Origin of the sequence: Dokdonella sp. (genome assembly GCF_049593775.1) — a bacterium.
Classification (GTDB): domain Bacteria; phylum Pseudomonadota; class Gammaproteobacteria; order Xanthomonadales; family Rhodanobacteraceae; genus Dokdonella.
Genome location: NZ_JBAWHJ010000234.1, coordinates 1 through 6,373, shown reverse-complemented (window position 1 = coordinate 6,373; position 6,373 = coordinate 1). Strand labels below are relative to the sequence as shown.

Here is a 6,373-nt window from a genome sequence, read left to right as displayed (position 1 = left end):
ACCAGGTGTTGCCGCTGTCGGACCTGCTTGGCGACAGCGCGCTGATCCTGCGCGAGCGTTTGCTTGAATGCCGCTCGATCAGCCGGCGCTTCACGATGGTCGAGGACTGGTTGTTGAAACGATTGCGACCAGGCTTCGAACCATCGGATCTGGCACGCTGGGCACTGGATCGAATCGAAACAAACCACGGCAACGTCAGCGTCGACGAACTGGCCAGTCAAGCAGGCGTCAGTCGCAGGCATCTTGGGCAGACACTGCGCCGCGAGGCGGGTCTTGGCAGCAAGTCGCTGGCCCGCGTCCATCGCTTCAAGTCTGCACTGCAATGGCTGGGCAAGTGCGAGCGCATAGCGTGGGCTGAACTGGCGGCACGTTGCGGCTACTGCGACCAATCGCACCTGATCCGTGATTTCCGCGTGTTCAGCGGCATGTCGCCGGGTGATCTCGTCCGCTGTGCGCGGCCTGACGCCGGCAGTATTGTCGTGGAGCCGTGAATGAAGGATGGGACCGCGAAGACAGGATGTCGAAACGAACGGCAAAGCTGCCGAAGGGCGAACCGCGGGGGCTGCGAGGCAAGGGGAAATGGCAGGTGATGGGCGGGAAATGCGTACTGCGAATGTCATGCACAAGGCAGAGCTGCCCCCGATCACATTTTTCCAATACGCGAAGACCATGGAGCCTGCATGCTGAAGCACATTCCAACTGACAGGAGACACCAGGATGCCTGAGTTCAATATCTGGGCGGTCATAGCCGCCGCCATCTCCGCCTTTGTCATTGGTGGCCTGTGGTATTCGCCAGCCCTGTTCGGCAAGGCTTGGCAACGCGAGGCCGGCATCAGCGACGAGAAAATGAAGTCCGCCAACATGCCGATGATCTTCGGCCTGAGCCTGGTGCTGAGCCTGATTGCCGCCTTGGTCTTTGCACTGTTTCTCGGTCCACGCCCACCTTTGGCGCTGGGTCTCGGCGCCGGATTCGCTGCCGGGCTATGCTGGGTCGGTGCCAGTTTCGGCATCAATTACCTGTTTGAAGGCAAGAGCCTCAAGCTGTTCCTGATCAATGCCGGCTATCACACCGTGCAATTCACCGTGATCGGATTGATCCTGGCCTTGTGGCCGTGAGTGTGGCCTGAGATACAAGCCGGGACTGGCTGACTCGCGAAGGCGTAGTGATTCCACTACCCCGATGGCATTGCGTTTTGCACTTCCTGGCAGGGTTGGCGTTGGCCATGATGGCTCTGAGCCAGCCGTCGGACGGTTGATTGCCCCGATGCGGCAGGAAGCATCGGGCATGAATGCCTCTCCTACAGCAAGCTGACTAACGGCGCGGGTTTCTGTCAGCGTCCTCGCTTTGCCGCTTCGTTGTTGGCATCGCGGCTGACGCCCCTAATTCAGTACTTCGAGGCCGGCGCGGGCAACTTTCACCTTGCGCGCTTTTCCCACTCCCCATTGACTCGCCGCCTCATGCGGCTCGCCCTTCGGGCCAGCTTTTCCGTTCGTTCCGACATCCTGTCTCCACAGTCCAGCTTTCAATACAGAAACTCGCGGAACACCGGATCGACGCTCTGCTTCCAGGGCCCGTTGTAAAGCGCCAGTTTGCGCTCGGCAGGAGTTTCGTTGGCTTCGACGATCTCGATCAGCGGATCGAGAAAATGGCTCTCGTCGACACCCTCGCCGCTGATGCGCGCGCGTCGGCGCAAGCCTTGCGCGGAGATCTTCAGGGCTTCGATGGCGATGTCGCGCAGGCTGCCGCTGCGAAACGGCAGCTTGAGGCCATGCTTGGGCACGCCATCGCGCAATGCGTTGCGTTCTTCGCGACTGAAATCCTTGACCAGGTCCCAGGCAGCATCCAGGGCCGTGCTGTCGTAGAGCAGGCCGACCCAGAATGCGGGCAAGGCACACAGGCGATTCCAGGGACCGCCATCGGCACCACGCATTTCGAGGAATTTCTTCAGGCGGACTTCCGGAAACGCCGTGGTCATGTGGTCGACCCAGTCGGTCATCGTCGGTGTCGCGCCGGGCAAGTCTTCTAACTCGCCACGCATGAACCTGCGGAAAGACTGGCCAGCGAGGTCATGATAGATGCCATCGCGATAGCTGAAATACATCGGAACATCGAGCATGTAGTCGACGTAGCGCTCATAGCCGAAACCATCCTCGAATACGAAATCGAGCATACCGGTCCGATCCGGATCAGTGTCCGTCCAGATATGCGAGCGATAGCTCAGATATCCATTTGGCTTGCCGTCGGTGAATGGCGAATCGGCGAACAGCGCAGTGGCGATCGGCTGCAGCGCAAGCGAGGTGCGAAATTTGCGCACCATGTCGGCTTCGGTGGAGTAGTCGAGATTGACCTGCACGGTGCAGGTGCGCGTCATCATGTCGAGACCAAGATCGCCCCGGGTCGGCATGTAGCGACGCATGATCGCGTAGCGGCCTTTCGGCATCCACGGCATGTCCTCCCGGCGCCACTTCGGCTGGAATCCCATTCCAAGGAAACCCACGCCAAGTTCGTCGGCAACCGCCTTCACTTCCTTGAGGTGCGAGTGCACTTCGCTGCAGGTCTGGTGGATATTTTCCAGGGGAGCTCCAGAAAGCTCGAACTGACCGGCAGGTTCAAGCGTCACCGACGCGCCATCCCGTGACAGGGCGACCAGCTTGTCCTTCTCGATCACACGCTGCCAGCCAAACCGGGTCAGGCCTTCGAGCAGGGCACCGATTCCCTGTGGTCCCTCCCACGTCAGTGGCCTGAGGTTATCGAGACGGAAGCCGAACTTTTCGTGTTCGGTGCCAATGCGCCAGTCACCTTCCGGCTTTTCGCCGGCGGCGATATAGCTGACCAGTTGATCGCGGCGGGTGATCGGCTCACGAGTTTCCGCGCTGGGTCCGGACATAGCTGTTTCCTTCTCTGCCAAGCCGGCGATATGGGGTCATCGCGGCGACCTGCAAGTGAACTGGTACACGTACCCTGAAGCCCCGGCGGCGGGGACTCCGGAGTGCGCGATGAATTTGACGGGCCTAGCTTCGCCCGTGGGCCGGTGTAGGCGGAGCGGCTGGCCTGCCTCCCGCCGACGGCAGTTCCAGCCAGTCAGAGACGACCTTGCGGGCCTCGTCGAGGCCGGTCTTGGCGGTCGACGAGAACAGCTGGACGGTTACCGGGGCCGCTCCTTCTGTATCCGCACCGAGCTCCTTGCGTACTTCATTGAGGGTCCGGGTCGCCTCGTTGCGCGACAATTTGTCCGCCTTGGTCAGCAGTACGTGGCAGGGTTTGGCGATGGCCGCGGCGAAATCGAGCATTTGGCGGTCGAAATCCTTGAGCGGATGGCGGCTATCCATGATCAGGACGAGGCCCTTGAGTGCCTCTCGCGAGCGCAGATACCCATCCACCATGCCGCGCCACTGGTCGCGAACGCCGATTGGAACCTTGGCATAGCCATAGCCAGGCAAGTCGACCAGCCGACGCTCGTCATCCAGGACAAACACGTTGAGTAGCTGGGTGCGCCCGGGCGTCTTGCTGACCCGGGCCAGGCCCTTGTGAGTCGCCAGGGCGTTCAGTGCGCTTGATTTGCCGGCATTGGAGCGCCCGGCGAAAGCCACTTCACAGCCATGATCAGGCGGCATGTCGCGCAAGCCAGCCGCGCTCTTGAGGAATTTTGCCGTGTGGAGGATATGCATTGGGTAGGGTCACTTGATCGATCTGGTTCATGGACGTTTGACCGGCCTTCGGCTGGCACGGATAATTCGGGGGTTTTTCGTCTTCGCGTTGCCCTCGCATTTTCCGGCAACGCGTGGAATCCCCGTCTATCCGGAGTCAGTGTATGAGTTTTCCGCGAGTTTTTGCCTTGGGCGTGTTGATTTGCGCCGGATTGGCCCATGCCGAGACCCCCGGCAACACCCTGCTTGGCGACGCCGAGGCTGGCCAGTCCAAGTCTGCTGCCTGCGGTGCCTGCCATGGCATGGATGGCAATTCGGTCGATCCCACCTATCCAAAGCTGGCCGGCCAGAACGAAGCCTACATCGTTCGCCAGCTCAAGCATTTCAAGGATGGCGAGCGAGTCAACCCGATCATGGCACCGTTCGCCATGACCTTGAGCGAGCAGGACATGCACGATCTCGGGGCATTCTTTGCCGGCAAACAGGCCACGCCCGGGCAGACCGACGAAATCTTCGTCAAACGTGCCGAAGTACTCTATCGCGCAGGTGACGCGAAGCTCGGCGTGCCGGCTTGCATGGCTTGCCATGGCCCTGCAGGTCGCGGGATGGCCGGTGCGGCCTATCCGCAATTGTCCGGTCAATGGACCGACTACGTCGTCGCCAAATTCGGTGAATGGCGCGGTGGCACGGTCTGGGGCTCGGACGAAAACGCCCTGATCATGCCGGACATCGCCAAGCGCCTGAGCGAGGAGGATATTGCCGCTCTGGCATCGTACGCACAGGGTCTGCACGAAGTGGCAGCACCCGCGAAAAAGTGACTTACACGACCGTTCAGGGCGCGCAGGCGACACTGTTCGACATCTTTGCACCCGCGCGTCCCAATTCTGTGGAGCACTCCCCATGCTGAAAGTACTCTTCACCCTTGGCCTCGGCCTGGGTCTTGCCGCCAACGCTTCGGCTCAGGCACCGGCCGAATGGCAGGAAGGCAAGCACTACACCCTGATCGAGCCGCCTCAGGCCACGACCACCGGCGACAAGGTGGAAGTCCTCGAGGTGTTTTCCTACGCCTGCCCGCATTGCAATGAAGTCGCGCCGATGGTCGCCGACATCAAGAAGCGCCTGCCCGCGACCAGTGAGTTCGTCATGATTCCGGCGCAGTTCGGCTTCGAGGCCTGGAAAACCTATGCCCGTGCGTTCTACACCGCACAGGCTCTTGGCATCCTCGACAAGTCCCACGAGGACATGTTCCGTGCCATTTATGTGGACAAGAAGCTCGACATCCGCTCGCCGACATTCGCTTCGCTTGCCGAGTTCTACTCGCAGTACGGCGTCTCGGTCGAAGATTTCACCGCGACATCGCGCTCGTTCGCGATCGAAACACGGCTCAAGCGCAACGACGCCCTGATCAAGGCCTACGGAGTCGAAAGCACGCCCAATTTCATCGTCAACGGCAAGTATCTCGTTTCGGGCCAGACTGCCGGTGGCTACAACAACATAGAAGCCTTGCTCAACTACCTGGTTGCCAAGGAAAGCGCGGGCAGCTGATCCGTGGCCGCCCTGCCCCGCAGGACCTAGCCGCAACTCGCTGCCCGATTCGTTGTCTGACAGCCGTAACCGATTCCCGAGGAGAAAGTCCCGATGCTGAAACACCTTCCCAAGATGCTGGTTGGCGTATTGCTTGCCCTTACTTTCAATGCCTGCGCCCATGAGCATTCGGAGGCCGCAGCTTCGGCACCCGTGGCGACCGAAGCCGGCAAGAACTATTTCCTGATCGATCCGCCGCAGCCGACAGCCAGTGGCGACAAGATTGAAGTGCTGGAGATCTTCAGCTACGCCTGCATCCACTGCGCGCATTTCCAGCCGTACGCCGACGAGATCAAGTCGAAACTGCCCGCTTACGCGCAATTCGGCTACATGCCCGCGATCTTCAATGATCAATGGGAAGCTTTTGCGCGCGCCTTCTACACGGCTCAGGCCATGGGCGTCCAGGAAAAAACCCAGCAGGCGATGTTTGATGCCATCCATCGTGATCGCCGCACCTTCCGTTCATTCGGCGACATCGCCACGTTCTACGGCGAACACGGCGTGGACGTCGAGAAGTTCAGCCAGATTGCCTATTCCTTCGAGATCGAGAGCAAGCTTGCGCGATCGAAGGAGATGGTTCCAAAGCTCGGTGTCGACGGAACACCCAGCCTGATCGTCAACGGCAAGTACCGCATCACTGGCGCGTCGGCCGGCGGCTACCCGCAGGCGGTTGCCCTGGTTGAGTACCTGGTCAAGAAGGAACATGAGGCAATGACTGCGGCGAAGGCAAAGAAGTAGCCGACTGCTGCAGCGATCCAGATTGAAGGCCGCCTGATGGCGGCCTTCGTTTTCCCAGGCACCCAATTGTGTTTCCGGGAAATCACAGCGCAAACCAACGCGAGCCGATGACCGAAAACCCCTTCCCCAGCGCGCAATCCGCACCGAGCAGCCTGCGTGTGCTGAGTTGCAATATTCTGGCCGGTGGCCAGGTCAAGCGCTATCGCGAGTACGTCACGCAAAGCTGGAAGCATGTCTTGCCCACAGGCAAGCGCGCCAATCTGGATGATCTGGCGGGAGTACTGTCGGATTTCGATCTTGTAGCCCTGCAGGAGGCCGACTTCGGCTCGTTGCGCTCCGGTTTCCTCAACCAGACCGAATACCTTGCCGAAAACGCCGGCTTCCCCTTTTGGAGCCATCAGCC

At 60.4% G+C, this 6,373-nt stretch carries 8 protein-coding genes; 6 read left to right on the top strand and 2 right to left on the bottom strand.

The window, feature by feature from the left end; translation table 11 throughout:
• Both WBP53_RS08480 and WBP53_RS08475 read left to right on the top strand, forming a co-directional pair.
• On the top strand, window positions 1–491 hold a 491-nt coding region (locus WBP53_RS08480), incomplete at its 5' end, for a helix-turn-helix domain-containing protein (protein WP_423927874.1).
• A gap of 226 nt (window positions 492–717) precedes the next feature.
• Entirely contained in the window at window positions 718–1,116 is a 399-nt protein-coding gene (locus WBP53_RS08475; protein WP_423927872.1) for a DUF1761 domain-containing protein, read from the top strand.
• 407 nt (window positions 1,117–1,523) lie between these two features.
• Here the strand turns inward: WBP53_RS08475 and WBP53_RS08470 are convergent, their stop codons facing one another.
• Window positions 1,524–2,888 carry a glutamate--cysteine ligase gene (locus WBP53_RS08470; protein WP_423927870.1) on the bottom strand — a complete coding sequence of 455 codons (1,365 nt, stop codon included), beginning with the start codon at window positions 2,886–2,888 and terminating at the stop codon, window positions 1,524–1,526.
• A gap of 124 nt (window positions 2,889–3,012) precedes the next feature.
• On the bottom strand, window positions 3,013–3,669 hold the full coding sequence (yihA, locus tag WBP53_RS08465) for a ribosome biogenesis GTP-binding protein YihA/YsxC (RefSeq protein ID WP_423927868.1): 657 nt from the start codon (window positions 3,667–3,669) through the stop codon (window positions 3,013–3,015).
• Window positions 3,670–3,812: 143 nt separating this feature from the next.
• On the opposite strand from yihA, the gene WBP53_RS08460 reads away from it, so the two are divergent.
• The 4 genes from WBP53_RS08460 to WBP53_RS08445 all read left to right on the top strand — a co-directional run.
• On the top strand, window positions 3,813–4,466 hold the full coding sequence (locus tag WBP53_RS08460) for a c-type cytochrome (protein ID WP_423927866.1): 654 nt from the start codon (window positions 3,813–3,815) through the stop codon (window positions 4,464–4,466).
• 82 nt (window positions 4,467–4,548) lie between these two features.
• Window positions 4,549–5,193 carry a thiol:disulfide interchange protein DsbA/DsbL gene (locus WBP53_RS08455; RefSeq protein WP_423927864.1) on the top strand — a complete coding sequence of 215 codons (645 nt, stop codon included), beginning with the start codon at window positions 4,549–4,551 and terminating at the stop codon, window positions 5,191–5,193.
• Between the two features lie 93 nt (window positions 5,194–5,286).
• Complete coding sequence (locus WBP53_RS08450) at window positions 5,287–5,970, top strand: thiol:disulfide interchange protein DsbA/DsbL (protein WP_423927862.1); 684 nt, start codon at window positions 5,287–5,289, stop codon at window positions 5,968–5,970.
• A 107-nt stretch (window positions 5,971–6,077) separates the two neighbouring features.
• A partial coding sequence (locus tag WBP53_RS08445; RefSeq protein WP_423927860.1) for an endonuclease/exonuclease/phosphatase family protein occupies window positions 6,078–6,373 on the top strand: 296 nt, incomplete at its 3' end.

Excerpts from the sequence above, each read along its gene's own strand:
- WBP53_RS08475 (WP_423927872.1), top strand. The coding sequence starts at position 718 with ATGCCTGAGTTCAATATCTGGGCGGTCATAGCCGCCGCCATCTCCGCC.
- WBP53_RS08460 (WP_423927866.1), top strand. The coding sequence starts at position 3,813 with ATGAGTTTTCCGCGAGTTTTTGCCTTGGGCGTGTTGATTTGCGCCGGA.
- yihA (WP_423927868.1), bottom strand. The coding sequence starts at position 3,669 with ATGCATATCCTCCACACGGCAAAATTCCTCAAGAGCGCGGCTGGCTTG.
- WBP53_RS08470 (WP_423927870.1), bottom strand. The coding sequence starts at position 2,888 with ATGTCCGGACCCAGCGCGGAAACTCGTGAGCCGATCACCCGCCGCGAT.
- WBP53_RS08455 (WP_423927864.1), top strand. The coding sequence starts at position 4,549 with ATGCTGAAAGTACTCTTCACCCTTGGCCTCGGCCTGGGTCTTGCCGCC.
- WBP53_RS08450 (WP_423927862.1), top strand. The coding sequence starts at position 5,287 with ATGCTGAAACACCTTCCCAAGATGCTGGTTGGCGTATTGCTTGCCCTT.